The following is a 14,512-nucleotide window of genomic DNA, read 5'->3' as shown; positions in this document are numbered from 1 at the left end:
GGTCATGACCGTCCGCCCGCAGGAGTGCGGTTCGGGGTGATGACCCGCCGGCTGATCCGCCAGGCGCCGTCGTGGCGGACCAGTCCGTCCAGGTGCGTCACGCCCGCGAACGTCCCGTCGGCCAGGATGACGAGGCCCTTGGAGCGCGCGGTCGCCCGGTCGTCCTCCTCGCCGGTGATGACGATGTTCGTCACGTGGTGGGCGATCGGGTTGTCCGCGCCGAGGTGCCGGGCGGCGTTCCTGATCGCCTCGATCCCCTCGAAGGTTCCTTGCCCGAGGGCGCTCATGTCGTAGACGACGTCCGGCGTGAAGACCTCCCCGAGCCGGTCCAGGTGGCCTTCGTCGAACAGGTGCCCGTGCCGGGACAGGGTCTCGCTGATCGCCTGGCGGTCTTCCGCGTGCAGCTCGTGTGCCACTGTGTACTCCGTTCGTTTTGGATCTCAGTACCAAACTGTACTCAGTGTCGTCTGGAACGGCAAGCCGGGTGCGGTCGAGCTGGTCGGCGGGTGAGTGCCCACGGTCGGGGCCGCCGTCCAGGATTTGGAACCGGCGGGGTGCTCGTTGACCGGGCCGCTCCGGGTTCCTAGGGTCGGAGACGTCAGCGCGTTTTCTCCCTCCCTTTTTCCGGAGCAGGTATTCCCATGCCCGAATCCGTCTGGGTCGCCCAGTCTGATCCGCGGGTCCGGCCATTGCTCGCCGACCTCGCGCGCGAATATTCGACGCGGTACCACCGCGTGCTCAATGACGTCCACTTCGAACTCCGCGAATATCCAGCGGACCGGTTCGCGCCGCCGGACGGCGGTTTGCTGCTGCTCGTGCAGGACGGACTGGCGCTGGCCGGCGGGGCCTTCCAGCGGTACGACGGGGAAACCGCGGAACTCAAGCGGATCTGGACCCACCGGGCGCACCGCGGCCGCGGGCTGGCCCGCCGGGTCGTCGGCGAGCTCGAGGCCGAAACCGCGCACCGCGGGTACCGGCGGATCCACCTGACGACCGGGCCGAACCAGCCCGAGGCGCGCGGGCTGTACCTGGCCACCGGGTACACGCCGCACTTCGACCTCGACGTCGTTCCGGTGGCGCCACTGCGGTTTTCCAAGGCGTTGCCCGCCGCGGTGGGGGTCCGGTGAGCAGCGATCTGGGCACCCGGCCCGCGCCCGCCGCGGTACCGGAGGAGTCGCTGAAGATCGTGCCGGCGCGGCACCCGTTCACCTGGGTGGCCGCCGCGGTCGTGGCCGTGCTCGTCGCGATGGCCGGCCACGCGCTGGTGACGAACACCGCGTTCGACTGGCCGAACTTCAGCCGGTTCGTCTTCCAGAAATCGATACTGGAAGCGGTCGCGCTGACGCTCGAACTGACGTTGTTCGGCGTGGTCGCCGGATTCCTGCTCGGCACCGTGCTGGCGTTGATGCGCATTTCCGGAAATCCGCTCCTGCGCGCGGTCAGCTGGACGTACACGTGGATCTTCCGGTCCGTGCCGCTCATTCTGCAGCTGCTGTTCTGGTACAACCTGGCCATCCTGTACAACGAGATATCCTTCGGGGTCCCGTTCGGTCCGTCGTTCGTGTCGGTCGGGACGATGAGCCTGATCCCGCCGTTCCTGGCGGCCGGCCTGGGGCTCGCCCTGCACCAGGGCGCGTACGCCGCGGAGATCGTGCGCGCCGGGTTCCTCTCGGTGGACGCCGGGCAGCGGGAGGCCGCGGCGGCGCTGGGCATCCCGGCCGGACGGCAGTTCCGCCGGATCGTGCTGCCGCAGGCGATGCGCACCATCGTGCCGACCGCGGCCAACGAGATCGTCGGCCTGCTGAAGGCGACCTCGCAGGTCTACGTGATGGCCCTGCCCGAGCTCTTCTACCAGGTCCAGGTGATCTACACGCGCAACGGCCGGGTGATCCCGCTGCTGCTCGTCGCCACGGCCTGGTACCTGGCGCTGACGACCGTCCTGTCGGTCGCGCAGTACTACGTCGAGCGGCACTTCGGCCGGGGCGCGCAGCGCACGCTGCCGCCGACGCCCCTGCAGCGCCTGCGCGCGGCTCGGCGGCGGGCGTGAGCGCGGACTACATGGTGGACGTCCGCGGCGTCCACAAGAGCTTCGGTGCCTTGACCGTGCTCGACGGCGTCGACCTGCAGGTGCGCCGCGGCGAGGTCACCGTCCTGCTGGGACCGTCCGGGTCCGGGAAGTCGACGCTGCTGCGGCTGATCAACCACCTCGAGCGGGCCGACCGGGGCTTCATCAGCGTCGGCGGCGAACTGATGGGCTACCGCCGCTCCGGCGACCGCCTGCACGAGCTCAAGGAACGCGAGATCCTCAAGCAGCGCACCCGGATCGGGTTCGTCTTCCAGAACTTCAACCTCTTCGGGCACCTGACCGTGCTGGAGAACGTCGTCGAGGCGCCGATCTCCGCGCAACGCCGTCCGCGCGCCGAAGCGGAGATCCGGGCGCGGGAGCTGCTGGCCCGCGTCGGCCTGGCGGAAAAGGCCGGCGAATACCCGAGGCGGCTCTCGGGCGGGCAGCAGCAGCGCGTGGCGATCGCGCGGGCGCTGGCGCTCGAACCGGACGTCCTGCTCTTCGACGAACCGACCTCCGCCCTCGACCCCGAGCTGGTCGGCGAGGTGCTGGCGGTGCTGCGCGACCTCGCGCAGGCGGGCACCACGATGGTCGTCGTCACCCACGAGCTCGGCTTCGCCCGCGAAGCCGCCGACACCGTCGTGTTCCTCGACGAAGGCCGCGTGGTCGAGCAGGGCCCGCCCGCCGAGGTGCTCGACCACCCCCGCCACGCCCGCACCCGGGCCTTCGTGGAAAAAGTCCTCTGAGGAGAGTCATGAAACTGAGAACCCTGCTGCTCGCTTCGGTGTTCGCGCTCGCCGCCTGCGGCAGCCCCGAAGCGGCGACCGCGCCCGCGGCCGGCCAGCCCGGCGGCGTCAACATCACCGCGAACCAGAACCGCGTCCGGGCGCAGCAGGTGGCCGCGATCGCCGCGCTCGTCCCGGCCGACGTGCGCGCCCGCGGCACCCTGGTCGTCGGGACCACCGGCAACGGGACCCCGCCGCTGTCCTTCCGCGCCGACGACGACAAAACGGTCATCGGCGTCGAACCCGACCTCGCCCAGCTGGTCGCCGACGTCCTCGGCCTCAAGCTCGACCTGCAGGCGTCGTCGTGGGAGAACCTGTTCCTTTCGGTGGAGAACCGGCAGTTCGACGCCGGGTTCTCGAACATCACGGTGACCGAGGAGCGCAAGGACAAATACGACTTCGCGACCTACCGCCAGGACACCATCGCCTTCGAAGTCCGCACCGAAAAGAACATTTCGGTCAAGGAACCGAAGGACATCGCCGGGCTGACCGTCGGCGTCAGCGCGGGCACGAACCAGGAGCAGATCCTGCTGCGCTGGGACCAGCAGAACAAGGCGGCCGGGCTGGCGCCGGTCAAGTTCCAGTACTACCAGGCGGCGTCGGACTACTACCTCGCGCTGCAGTCCGGGCGCATCGACGTCTACGTCGGCCCGAACCCGACGTCGGCCTACCACGTCGCCGTCGACAAGAAGACGAAGATCGTCGGTACGGTCTCGGGCGGCGGGACGATCCGGGCGGACATCGCGGCGATGACGAAAAAGGACGACGGCCTGGTGAAGGCCCTGCAGCAGGCGCTGGACACCCTCATCAAGAACGGTCAGTACGCGGAGGTCCTCAAGCGCTGGAACCTGACGTCGGAGGCGCTGCCCGCCTCGGAAATCAACCCGCGGGGCCTGCCCCGGAAATGAGTGAACCGCGCGTGCGCGGGGTATTTCCCTGCTGACCGTTCAGAAGGGAATCGCCATGGGAATCCTCGTCGCCCTGCTCGTGATCTGGGCCGTGCTGGTCGTGCTCGGCATCGTCGTCAAGGGGCTGTTCTGGCTGATCATCGTGGGCGCGGTGCTGTTCGTCGCCACCGGGGTGATCGGGTTCGTCAAGCGCGAGGCGCTGGGCCGCCGGCACTGAACCCGGCTGCCACCTGACCGACGTCGAGGGCCGCTCCCCGCGGGGAGCGGCCCTCGACGTCGTCCGGTTTGTGGCGGAATCCGCCAATTGTGCCGCCCTGCGGCCATCACCGAGCACGGCCACGCCACGGTGGGCCAGGTCGAGGAGGTCTCGAGCGCGGTGACCGGTGAGCTGCTCGCCCGGTTGAGCCCCGGTGAGCGGGAGACGTTGCACCGGCTGCTGCTGAAGCCCTTCGGCGAGCTCCCGGCCTGATCCGGGCGCAGGTGCCCGAGCGGATCGTCCGCCCTGGTGACGGCTTGGCGAAATGGGTGGTTTCGCCGGCGGATCTTGGCTAGCGTGGGCCCAGCGAATCTGCACGCGAGGGGGGACGCAGAGTGCTGGGAGTTCGCCGTGCCGTCGTGCGCGTCGCAAGGGACGGCCGAGCGAGGCCGCCACCTTCGGGAACCGCCCGTCGTCCGCACCCTTCCGAGCTACCAGCAGGGAAACCCATGCGAAGATTCCGAATTCCGCTCGTCGCCGCCGCCGTCTGCGCCGGGGCGGTGCTCGTCCCGTCCTCGGCCGGTGCCCTCGCCGGCGGACAGCCGGTCGCCGACGGGGCCGACCGGTTCGCCGTCAAGATCACCACGGACACCGCGGCCTGTTCCGGCGCCCTGATCGCTCCACAGTGGATCGTCACGGCGGCGGCCTGCTTCCCGGGTGCCACCGCCCAGCCGGCCGCGCCCGCCAAGCCGACCACCGTGTACGCCGGGCAACCCGACCTGCGCTCGGCCGGCGGGCAGGTCTTCCGGGTGTCCACAGTGGTCGCCCGCGCCGACCGGGACCTGGCGCTGGCGAAGCTGACCCACCCGGTCCTCGACGTCGCCCCGCTGCGCGTCGGCACCCAGGCCCCCGCCGCGGAGACCGTGCGGGCCGTGGGGTACGGCCGCACGGCCACCGAATGGGTGCCGAACCGGCTGACGACCGCGTCGTTCGCCCTCGGCGCCGCCACGCCGACCACGGTCGCGGTCACCAGCCCGGCCGGCCAGGACCCGTGCCTCGGCGACGCCGGCGGCCCGCTGCTGCGGCCGGACGGCGCCGGCGGCCTCGAGCTCGCCGGCGTGCTGAGCCGGTCGTGGCAGCACGGCTGCCTCGCCGTCTCCGAGACGCGGCAGGGCGCGGTCGCGGCCCGCACCGACGACCTCGCGAGCTGGATCGCCGACCAGGTCACGCCGCGGGCCGTCCGGTTCGTCAACCACTACTCGAAGCGCTGCCTGGCCGTCCGGGGCGCGGACTCCGGCAACGACACCCCGGCGTTCCAGTTCGACTGCCCGTCCGCCTACGCCGACCAGGCGTGGAACCTCGAACCGCAGGCCGCGGGCGGCACGCTGCTGCGCAACCAGGCCACCGGCAAGTGCCTGATCGTCCACGCGGACGGCAGTGGCAACGGGACACCGCTGCAGCAGTACGAGTGCCTGCCGCAGTTCACCGACCAGCTGTGGGACGTCGTCGGGGTCGACGGCGGGGTCCAGCTCAAGAACCGCGCGACCGGGCGCTGCGCCGTCGTGTTCGCCTCGAACAACACCAACAGCGCCGGCGCCGCCCAGTACGACTGCCTGCCGCAGTTCTCCGACCAGGTCTGGGAGATCGCGCCGGTGCCGGACCCGGTGCAGGCGGTGAACCGCTCCTCGGGCCGCTGCCTGATCGTGCACGGCGCGAACAACACCGACGACGCGCCGGCGTTCCAGTACGACTGCCTGCCGCAGTTCACCGACCAGGCGTGGGAGATCGACCCGCAGGCGGCCGGCGGGGTGCTGGTGCGCAACCACTTCACCAAGAAGTGCCTGATCGTGCACGCGGACGGCAGTGGCAACGGGACGCCGCTGCAGCAGTACGAGTGCCTGCCGCAGTTCACCGACCAGCTGTGGGACGTCGTCGCGGCCGACGGGCACGTCCAGCTGAAGAACCGCGCGACCGGCCGGTGCGCGGGGTTCGGCGCCTCGGCCAACGACGTCGCCGCCGCCCAGTACGACTGCGGTCCGCAGTCCGCCGACCGGGTGTGGGACCTGATCCCGTTCCCGGGTACGCCGTGACCCCGTCGGCGCTGGCAGAATCGGGCGGGTGGACACCGGCAGGGGAGGCCATCCGCACACCGAGCCCTTCGCGGCGCTGCTGGGGCGGCGCCGGGCCGAGCTGGGCCTCACGCAGGCCGAGCTCGCGCGGCGGGCCGGGGTCAGCGTGCGGGCCGTGCGCTACCTCGAACGAGGGGAGACGCGCAACCCGCGGAAGGCGTCGATCCGGCAGCTGATCGCCGCGCTCGAACCGGGGACGCCGGCCGGGGCCACGACCCGGGTCGGCGTCCTCGGGCCGCTGCTCGTGGAGATCGGCGGCGAACAGCTGCACCCCGGGGACACGCGCTGGGCCCGGCTGCTCGGCCTGCTGGCCCTGCAGCCGAACCGGCCGGTGGGCGTGGACGACATCGTCGAGGTGCTCTGGGGCGCCCGGCCGCCGCGGTCGCACCCCGACCTGATCGGCCGGGCGGTGCGCCGGCTGCGCGGGCTGCTGCATCCGCAGCTGCGGCTGGCCGCCACCGGCGCGGGCAGCTACCGGCTCGAGGGCCCGGCCGACCGGTTCGACGTGCTGCGGTTCGACGCCCGGCTCGAGGAAGCCCGGGCCGCGGGCGATCGCGAAGGCGCCTTCGCGGGCCTCGCCGAGGCGCTGGCGTGCTGGCGCGGCCCGGTGCTGACCGGCCAGGACGCCCTGCGCCACCACCCCGCCGCGGCCGCGCTGTCCCGGCGGCGGTTGTCCGCCGCCCTCGCCCACGCCGACGCGGGAATCGCCCTCGGCCGACACGCCGAAGTGATCGCCCAGCTGGAGCCGGTCCGCGACGACGAGCCACTGCACGAGGGGCTGCACGCCCGGTTGATGGTGGCGCTCGCGGGCAGCGGACGCCAGGCTGCGGCACTCGCACTGTTCGACGACCTGCACACGCGGTTGACGGCCGAGCTGGGGATCGAGCCAGGACCGGAGGTGCGTGCGGCCCAGCTGCACGTGCTGCGGCAGGAGGTTCCGGCTGCGCGGCGGGGGACTGGGCTCGGTGCCGAGCCGGGGGCTGAGGTGGGTGCGGCGCAGCTGCATGTTCGAGGGCTGGAGGTTTCCGCCGCTGCCGTCCGGTCGGTCGGCGACCCGCCCGCGGGGGTGCCGAGCGAGGTTGGCGTCGAACCGGAGCTGCCCAATGTCGTGCGGCCGTTCGGCAGCAGCAACTTCCTCCCTCGTGACGTCGAGCCCTTCGTCGGCCGCGTAGCCGAAACAATGCGGTTGACCGGCGGGGCAGCGGTCTACGGCATCTGCGGGATGGCCGGCGTCGGCAAGACCGCGCTGGCCGTCCACCTCGGGCACCGGTTCGCCGACCGCTTCCCGGACGGGCAGCTGTTCGCCGACCTGCAGGCCCACGGTCCGGATGGCGCACTGGCGCCCGAGGCCGCGCTCGACTCGCTGCTGCGCCAGCTCGGTGTGGACGGCGCCCGGATCCCCGAACGGCTCGACCAGCGCGCCGCGCTCTGGCGGTCGCTGCTGGCCGGGCGCAACGCGCTCGTCGTGCTCGACGACGCGGCCGACGCCGCGCAGGTGCGTCCGTTGCTGCCCGGCGGTTCCGGTTCGCTCGTGCTGATCACCAGCCGCGCGCGGCTCACCAGCGTCGATGCCGTGACGACCCTGTCGCTGGACGTCCTCGGCCCGGACGAAGCCGGGCAGCTGCTCACCGGGGTCGCCGGTCCCGGCCGCACCGGCGGGGAGCCGGCGGTCGGGGAGGTCGCCCGGTTGTGCGGCTACCTGCCGCTCGCGCTGCGGATCGCCGCGGCGCGGTTCCGCGACCGTCCGTTGTGGACCGTGGCGCACCTGGCCGGCCTGCTGCGCGACGAGCACCGGCGGCTGGCCGAGCTCAGCACCGGCGACCGCAGCGTCGGGGCGGCCTTCACGCTGTCCTACCGCCGGCTCACCGAGCCGCAGCAGCGGCTCTTCCGGCGGCTGGGCGACTATCCGGGCACCGACGTCGACGTCTTCGCCGCCGCGGCGATCGCCGGCCTCGAACCTCGCGAAACCGAACGGCTGCTCGAAGAGCTCGTCGACGTTCACCTGCTGGCCCAGCCCGCGCTCGGGCGCTACCGGTTCCACGACCTGATCCGCGACCACGCCCGCGCGACCGGCCTCGCCGATCCCGCCGCGGCGAAGGAGGCCGCGGCGAGCCGGCTGGCGGACTACTACCTGCACGTCTCGGCGCGGGCGGCCGATGTCCTGGAACCGACGAGGAAGCGGTTTCCGCCGGTCGGGACGCCACCGGCGGCCGGGCCGGAGTTCCGGAGCGCGGCGGAGGCGCTCGCCTGGCTGGAGGCCGAGCGGGCGAACCTCGCCGCGGTCGCCGCGGTGGCCGGCCCCGACCACTGCTGGCGGCTGGTCCAGACGTTGTGGCGGTTCTACTTCATCCGCGGGCACGTGGACGACTGGCTGCGGACGCACCGGCTCGCCCTCGGCGTGGCCGGGGATCCGGAGGCGGAAGCGGAGCTGCGCAAGAACCTGGGCCTCGGCCTCTGGCGCAGCGGCGACTTCGCGGGGGCGGTCGAGCAGCACCTGCGCGCGCTCGAACTCGACCGCGCGCACGACGACGTCTGGGGCGCGGCCAAGACGCACAACCACCTCGGGTTCATCCACGCCCGCGGCGGCAGCCACGGCGAAGCGCTCGTCCACCACGCCCGCGCGGCCGAGCTGTACCGCGCGGCCGGCGACCGCTGCGGCGAAGCCCGCGCCCTGATCGGTCTCGGCGACCTGCACTACCACGCCGGCCGCCACGCGCAGAGCGCGGCGGACTTCCGGCGCGGCCTGGACCTCGCCCGCGAGGTGGGCGACGACTGGGGCCAGGCGCTCGCCGCCGTCGGCCTCGGGTTCACCGCCCCACCCGCCGAGGCCCGCGGCCACCTGGAGAACGGCCTGGCGTACGCCCGCGTGGCCGGGGACCGCTGGGCCGAAAGCCTGGTCCTGACCGGCTTGGGCGTGGCCGGTCTCGCCCGGGGCGACCTGGCGGAAGCCTCGAACCTGCTGCGCCAGGCGGTCACCTTGACCCAGGAGGTCGGCGACCGGTGGTGGGAGCGCCTGGCCACCACCGCGCTGGGCCGGGTGCACGCGGCGGCGGCCCGGGCGGCCGAAGCCGTGGTGTGGCACGAGCGGGCGGTGAAGCTGGCACGGGAGCTGGGCGACGAGGCCGCGGCGGCCGACGCGCTGGCCGCGTTGGCCGAAACCCGCGCCACCGGCCGGGAAAACCGCCGCTGACACCCGGTCAGCAGCCCGTCAGTGGGCCGTCAGCGTGCGCCGCGATTCTGGTGCGGACCGAGAAACCCTTGGCGGACCCCGATGGGAGCTGAACGGCGCGATGACTTCGCTGGTGGCGGTGTCCACTTACGTGCCGACGACCGTTCCGATCGAGTCGCTGCAGGACGAACTGGCGCTCGAACCCGGGCAGCTGCGCCGCTTCCGCCGGATGTACGGCCTCGACGAGGTCTGCCGGTCGGACGAGTCCGAAGCGGACATGGTGCTCGGTGCGGTCAGCAAGCTCGAATCCCTGCGCGGCCGGGAAGAGCGCGTCCGGTACGTCGTGCGGGCCAAGACGATGCCCGCCGCCAACCCGTACCCCGTCGATCCGATGATCGACGTGCGGGCCGCGCTCGGGCTCACCCACGCCACCCTGTTCACCCTCACCGACCACGCCTGCGCGTCCGGGCTGCTCGCGGTCGACCTGTGCGGCACCCTGCTGGCCGCCGACGGCGATCCCGACGCGCTCGCCCTCATCCTCACCGGCGAGAAGGCCTTCACCCACTCCGCGCAGGTCATCCCCGACACCGCGATCATGGGCGAGGCCACCGCCGCGGTGCTCGTCGGGCCGGGGGAGGACCAGGACACGCTGCTCGGCTACGCCACCACCACGCTCGGCGGTCCCGGCGGCGAAGTCATCCTCGACGACGAGCAGGCCGCCGAGTTCCGGCAGATCTACCCCGGCGCCGTCGCGGAGGTCGCGCTCGAAGCCATCGCGGCCGCGGGCCTGACCGTCGACGACATCGACCTCGTCCTGCCGCACAACGTCAACAAGATCTCCTGGGTCCGCGCGAGCGCGGCGCTGGGCATCCCGCGCTCGAAGATCTTCCTGCGCAACGTCGGGGTGACCGGGCACTGCTTCTGCGCCGACCCCTTCCTCAACCACCACACCGCCGACGGCCTCGGGCTCATCGCGCCCGGGGCCCGCTACCTGATGATTTCCGTCGGCCTGGGGTCGACGTTCTCCGCCATGGTCTTCCGGAAATGAGGAGCGCTGCATGAGTGTCGAATTCGAGATCTCCGGGGTCGGCATCGCCGAGCTCGCGGAGCGTTACGGCACCCCGCTCTTCGTCTACGACGGCGACGAACTGGGCGGCCGGCTGCTCGGCCTGCGCGAACAGCTGCACCCGCGGCTGGAGATCTTCTACTCGCTGAAGTCCAATCCGAACATCTCGGTGTGCGCCCTGCTGCACGCCCACGGGGCCCGGGCCGAGGTGTCGTCGATGGCCGAGCTGATCACGGCCCGCCGGGCCGGGGTCGCCGGCGAGGACATCATCTTCCTCGGTCCCGGCAAGAGCGCTGCGGAACTGGCCGCCTGCCTGGACGAAGGCGTCTACACCGTCGTCGTCGAGTCGTTCGGCGAACTTCAGATCCTCGACGACCTCGCCCGCGAACGCGGGATCGAAGCCCGCGTCGCGCTGCGCGTGAACCCGAGTTTCGCGGTCAAGGGCTCGGGCCTCACCATGGGCGGCAAGCCGCGCCAGTTCGGCATCGACGAGGAGCAGCTGCTCGCCGCGACCGACCTGGTCGACCGGCACCCGAACCTGCGGCTGATGGGCGTGCAGGTCTACATGGGCACCCGGATCCTCGACGAGGAACCGATCGTCGAGAACACCCGGCGCATCTTCGAACTCGCCGAACGCGTTTCGCGGCAGCTGGGGTTCCCGCTCGACCTGGTCGACGTCGGCGGCGGCCTCGGGGTCGCCTACTTCGACGGCGAACGAGACCTCGACCGCGATCGGCTGGCGGCCATGCTGAACCCGGTGATCGACGAGTTCGCGCAGCGGCACCCGGCGACGCGGCTGGTCATGGAACTCGGCCGGTACCTGGCCGCCACGGCCGGCACCTACGTCGTCCGCGTCCGCTACACGAAGACTTCGCTTGGCCAGAACTTCGCGGTCGCCGACGGCGGCACGAACCACCACATGGCCGCCGTCGGCATCGGCTCCTACGTCAAGCGCGACTTCCCGATCCGGCTGCTCAACCGCATCGACGAGCCCGCCACCGAAACCTGGCAGATCACCGGGCCGCTGTGCACGCCCAACGACGTGCTCGCGAAGAAGGCCGCGCTGCCCCCGGTCCGGCCCGGCGACCTGATCGGCGTCACGCGCTCCGGTGCCTACGGCCCGACGGCGTCCCCGGTGCTGTTCCTCAGCCACGGCTACCCGGCCGAGGTCATCGTCCACAACGGACAGCACTACCTGGTCAGCGAGCGCGACCAGCCCGCGGACCTGCTGCGGCGCCAGCACCTGCACGAGTTCGCCGCGCCGGTTGCCGTGGGCGCGGAGCGCTAGGCAGATGTACCGCGCGTCCGCGACCACCCTGTCCTCCGCGCCCGCGCCCGCGCCGGGTCTACAGCCGCTGCCGCTGCGCCTGGCCCTGGCGACCCGGCGCGAGTTCCCGCCCGGCGACCGCGGGATCGACGTCCCCGAGCTGCACCGGTACTTCGCCGACCTCAGCCGCGGGCACGACATCGGGTTCCGGCCCGACCGGGTGACGCGGGCGCGCGGCAACCCCTTCCTCGCGATGGCGCGGGAACTGCTCGCCGGGCAGCTGTCCGGCGATCGGATCGACCTCGCGATCGTCGCGCACGCGGCACCCGAATTCGACCCGCGGCTGTCGGCGCCGGTGAACCTCACCGCCGTGCTGCCGGGCCACCCGCTCGTGTTTTCCGTTTCGGGGCAGGGGAGCCTGGCCCCGTTCACCGCCCTGCGGATCGCCGGCTCGTACGTGCGGCGCCACGGTTTCCGGCGCGCCCTGGTCCTGATCATGGACCAGGGCGTCACGCCGTACGACACGCCGGACCCGATCGGCGACGCCGCCACGGCGCTGCTGTTCGAGGCCGGTGGCCGCCGGACGGTCCGCGTCGGCTACGCACCCGAAGTGGCGCCGGACGCCCTGCCGGAGTTCGAGCCGGCGGAGACCGTCGTCATCGGCCGCGGGCTCGCCGGGCTGGGTTCGCGGCCGGACGCGGTCGTGGCGCCGCCGGAGTTCCCGTGCACCGGGCTCTGGGCACCGCTCGCCGGCGGCACGGCCGCCGGTCCGGTGCTGCTGGCCGACTACGACCCGCGCCGCCGCGCGCTGGGGATCTGCGTGGTCGCCGAGTCCGATTGACGCTTCCCTAAGATGGTCGTGGTCGGCGGTCGGGTGCGAAGCGGGGGACGGACGAGTGCGCGTGGTCATCGGTGAGGACCAGTTCCTGCTCAGGGACGGTCTGGTGCGGCTGCTCGAAGCGCACGAGTTCGAGGTCAGCGCGGCGGTGGACAACGGCCCGGACCTGCTGGAAGCCATGCTGCGCGAGCGGCCGGACATCGCGATCGTCGACATCCGGCTGCCGCCGTCGTTCACCGACGAAGGCCTGCGGGCCGCGATCGAGGCACGCCGCCGGATCCAGGGTTTCCCGGTGCTCGTCCTTTCGCAGTACGTGGAACGCCTGTACGCCGACGAACTCCTCGCCGACGGCGAAGGCTCGGTCGGCTACCTGCTCAAGGACCGCGTGTTCCACGGCGGCCAGTTCGTCGACGCCGTCCGCCAGGTCGCGCTCGGCGGCACGGTGATGGACCCGGACGTGGTGACCCGCCTGCTGACGCACAACACGCGCGACGACCGGCTGGAACGGCTCACGCCCCGGGAGCGCGAGGTCCTCAAGCTGATGGCCGAAGGCCGGTCCAACAGCAACATCGCGGGCGAGCTGGTGGTCTCCGAGAAGGCGGTTTCCAAGCACATCAACAACATCCTGGCGAAGCTGAACCTGCCGCAGTCCGAGGACGCCAACCGGCGGGTGCTGGCCGTGCTCGCCTACCTGAAGCACTGAGCGGCGCTCAGGGCTCGAGGCTGCAGGGGATTTCGATCGTCACCATGGTCGGGCCGCCGAGCGGGCTGAGGATCGTGATGAAGCCGTCGAGCGGGGCGAGCCGCTTCTCGATCCCGCGCAGTCCCGTGCCGCCTTCGGTGTTCGCACCGCCGCGGCCGTTGTCGCTGATGTTCATGACCAGGCGGCCGAAGTCGTAGTGGACGTTGATCGCGCCGCTGTCGGCACCGGAGTGCTTCATCGCGTTGTTCAGCACTTCGGACACCGAGAAGTACGCGGCGGTCTCGACCGCCAGTGACGGACGGCCGGGCAGGTCGATCGTCGTCTCGATGCGCAGCGGGTTTTCGATGGCCAGGGTGCGGATCGCGTCGGCGAGGCCGCGGTCGACCAGCACCGGCGGCTGGATGCCCCGGACGAGGTCGCGCAGCTGCTGCAGCGCCTTGGCCGAGCTGTTCTTCGCTTCGTCCATCAAGGACCGCGCGGCCTCGGGGTGGGAATCGAGCACGCGCATGGCGGCGTCGAGCGTCATGCCCATGGCGACGAGGTGGGTCTGCGCGCCGTCGTGCAGGTCGCGCTCGATCCGGCGCAGCTCGGTCGCCTGCGACCCCACGGCGTCGTCGCGGCTTTCCGCCAGGTGCTGCACGCGGTTGGTCAACCGGGTCACCTCGGTCGGGGCCAGCAGGGTGGCCGCGAGCCGCGCGTGCAGCTTCAGCAGGTGCGGTGCGCTCCACAGCGCGAGCGGGAAGTGCGCCAGGCCCAGGATGGCGGCGAACCAGGCCGTCGGCTGGTCGTCCACCGGGAGCACGACGTACCAGCTGCCGAGCCACTCGCCCGCGTCGGAGCCGACGACGAACGGCATCGTCAGCCCGCGGATCCCGTGCAGGACCAGCAGAAGCGGGGTCAGCGTGAGCAGGATGCCGACGGAGCTGTCCACCAGCAGCCACAGCGCGTCGCGCCAGTTCGCGCGGTCGCCGAGCAGGTGGTGGCAGCGGCGCAACGCCGTGCTCCCGGCCGGCTCCGGCAGGTACGGGGAAGGAATCCGGACACCCGACCACGCGTCGGCCGACGCGCGGACCCGGTCGGTCAGCGACCGCACCAGCAGCACCGCCGGCGGCAGCATGAACAGGCCCACGCCCACGCCGATCAGCGAGCCGGCGGTGACCACGACGACGAACATCACCAGTTCGGTCACCGCCACCACGGCCAGCGCGCCGCCGCGCACCGTCGCCAGCCCGCCGTCGCGCAGCAGCGACCGCGTCATCGTGGCGACCGGGCTTCCGCTAGTCATGGCGCCCATTATGCGCAGGCCGGGGCGTTCCCCGCGGTAGTGCTAACCCCCGCAAACATCCGCTCCCTAGCACCCTCGGAAACCGGCCCGCGGCTTCGTAA

The 14,512-nt window shown here is 72.2% G+C and carries 14 protein-coding genes; 12 read left to right on the top strand and 2 right to left on the bottom strand.

Features of this window, described 5'->3' with window-relative positions:
* Positions 1-2: 2 nt before the first annotated feature.
* Positions 3-416, bottom strand: coding sequence for a nuclear transport factor 2 family protein (locus tag ACLJPY_RS19385; RefSeq protein ID WP_410590270.1), 414 nt, complete (start codon positions 414-416; stop codon positions 3-5).
* A 225-nt stretch (positions 417-641) separates the two neighbouring features.
* On the opposite strand from ACLJPY_RS19385, the gene ACLJPY_RS19380 reads away from it, so the two are divergent.
* From ACLJPY_RS19380 to ACLJPY_RS19325, 12 genes are all read left to right on the top strand, one after another.
* Positions 642-1,127: a GNAT family N-acetyltransferase gene (locus ACLJPY_RS19380; RefSeq protein WP_410590268.1), complete on the top strand. Its 486-nt coding sequence runs from the start codon at positions 642-644 to the stop codon at positions 1,125-1,127.
* Complete coding sequence (locus tag ACLJPY_RS19375) at positions 1,124-2,047, top strand: amino acid ABC transporter permease (protein ID WP_410590266.1); 924 nt, start codon at positions 1,124-1,126, stop codon at positions 2,045-2,047. The genes ACLJPY_RS19380 and ACLJPY_RS19375 overlap by 4 nt, the downstream gene beginning before the upstream one ends.
* A complete protein-coding gene (locus tag ACLJPY_RS19370; RefSeq protein WP_410590264.1) occupies positions 2,044-2,811 on the top strand; it encodes an amino acid ABC transporter ATP-binding protein in 768 nt (255 codons plus the stop codon). Before ACLJPY_RS19375 ends, ACLJPY_RS19370 begins: the two co-directional genes overlap by 4 nt.
* 8 nt (positions 2,812-2,819) lie before the next feature.
* Positions 2,820-3,758, top strand: a complete 939-nt coding sequence (locus ACLJPY_RS19365; RefSeq protein WP_410590262.1) for an ABC transporter substrate-binding protein — start codon at positions 2,820-2,822, stop codon at positions 3,756-3,758.
* A gap of 55 nt (positions 3,759-3,813) precedes the next feature.
* Positions 3,814-3,975, top strand: a complete 162-nt coding sequence (locus tag ACLJPY_RS19360; protein ID WP_308676469.1) for a hypothetical protein — start codon at positions 3,814-3,816, stop codon at positions 3,973-3,975.
* An 87-nt stretch (positions 3,976-4,062) separates the two neighbouring features.
* Positions 4,063-4,227, top strand: a complete 165-nt coding sequence (locus ACLJPY_RS19355) for a hypothetical protein (RefSeq protein ID WP_410590261.1) — start codon at positions 4,063-4,065, stop codon at positions 4,225-4,227.
* Positions 4,228-4,463: 236 nt separating this feature from the next.
* Positions 4,464-6,044 carry an RICIN domain-containing protein gene (locus ACLJPY_RS19350; protein ID WP_410590259.1) on the top strand — a complete coding sequence of 527 codons (1,581 nt, stop codon included), beginning with the start codon at positions 4,464-4,466 and terminating at the stop codon, positions 6,042-6,044.
* Positions 6,045-6,072: 28 nt separating this feature from the next.
* Positions 6,073-9,273, top strand: coding sequence for a BTAD domain-containing putative transcriptional regulator (locus ACLJPY_RS19345; protein ID WP_410590257.1), 3,201 nt, complete (start codon positions 6,073-6,075; stop codon positions 9,271-9,273).
* Between the two features lie 100 nt (positions 9,274-9,373).
* Complete coding sequence (locus tag ACLJPY_RS19340) at positions 9,374-10,300, top strand: 3-oxoacyl-[acyl-carrier-protein] synthase III C-terminal domain-containing protein (RefSeq protein ID WP_410590256.1); 927 nt, start codon at positions 9,374-9,376, stop codon at positions 10,298-10,300.
* Positions 10,301-10,310: 10 nt separating this feature from the next.
* Positions 10,311-11,606: a diaminopimelate decarboxylase gene (lysA, locus tag ACLJPY_RS19335; RefSeq protein WP_410590254.1), complete on the top strand. Its 1,296-nt coding sequence runs from the start codon at positions 10,311-10,313 to the stop codon at positions 11,604-11,606.
* 4 nt (positions 11,607-11,610) lie between these two features.
* The gene (locus ACLJPY_RS19330) at positions 11,611-12,426 is read left to right on the top strand and encodes a hypothetical protein (protein WP_410590252.1); all 816 of its coding nucleotides are present in this window, start codon (positions 11,611-11,613) and stop codon (positions 12,424-12,426) included.
* A gap of 55 nt (positions 12,427-12,481) precedes the next feature.
* Positions 12,482-13,126 carry a LuxR C-terminal-related transcriptional regulator gene (locus ACLJPY_RS19325; protein ID WP_410590250.1) on the top strand — a complete coding sequence of 215 codons (645 nt, stop codon included), beginning with the start codon at positions 12,482-12,484 and terminating at the stop codon, positions 13,124-13,126.
* Positions 13,127-13,133: 7 nt separating this feature from the next.
* Here ACLJPY_RS19325 and ACLJPY_RS19320 read toward each other — a convergent pair whose 3' ends face one another.
* Positions 13,134-14,411 carry a sensor histidine kinase gene (locus ACLJPY_RS19320; protein WP_410590248.1) on the bottom strand — a complete coding sequence of 426 codons (1,278 nt, stop codon included), beginning with the start codon at positions 14,409-14,411 and terminating at the stop codon, positions 13,134-13,136.
* Positions 14,412-14,512 lie beyond the last annotated feature (101 nt).

This window comes from Amycolatopsis sp. lyj-23 (assembly GCF_046549135.1).
Lineage (GTDB): Bacteria > Actinomycetota > Actinomycetes > Mycobacteriales > Pseudonocardiaceae > Amycolatopsis.
The sequence above is the reverse complement of the archived record's forward strand: the minus strand, read 5'-3'. Positions and strand labels throughout refer to the sequence as shown.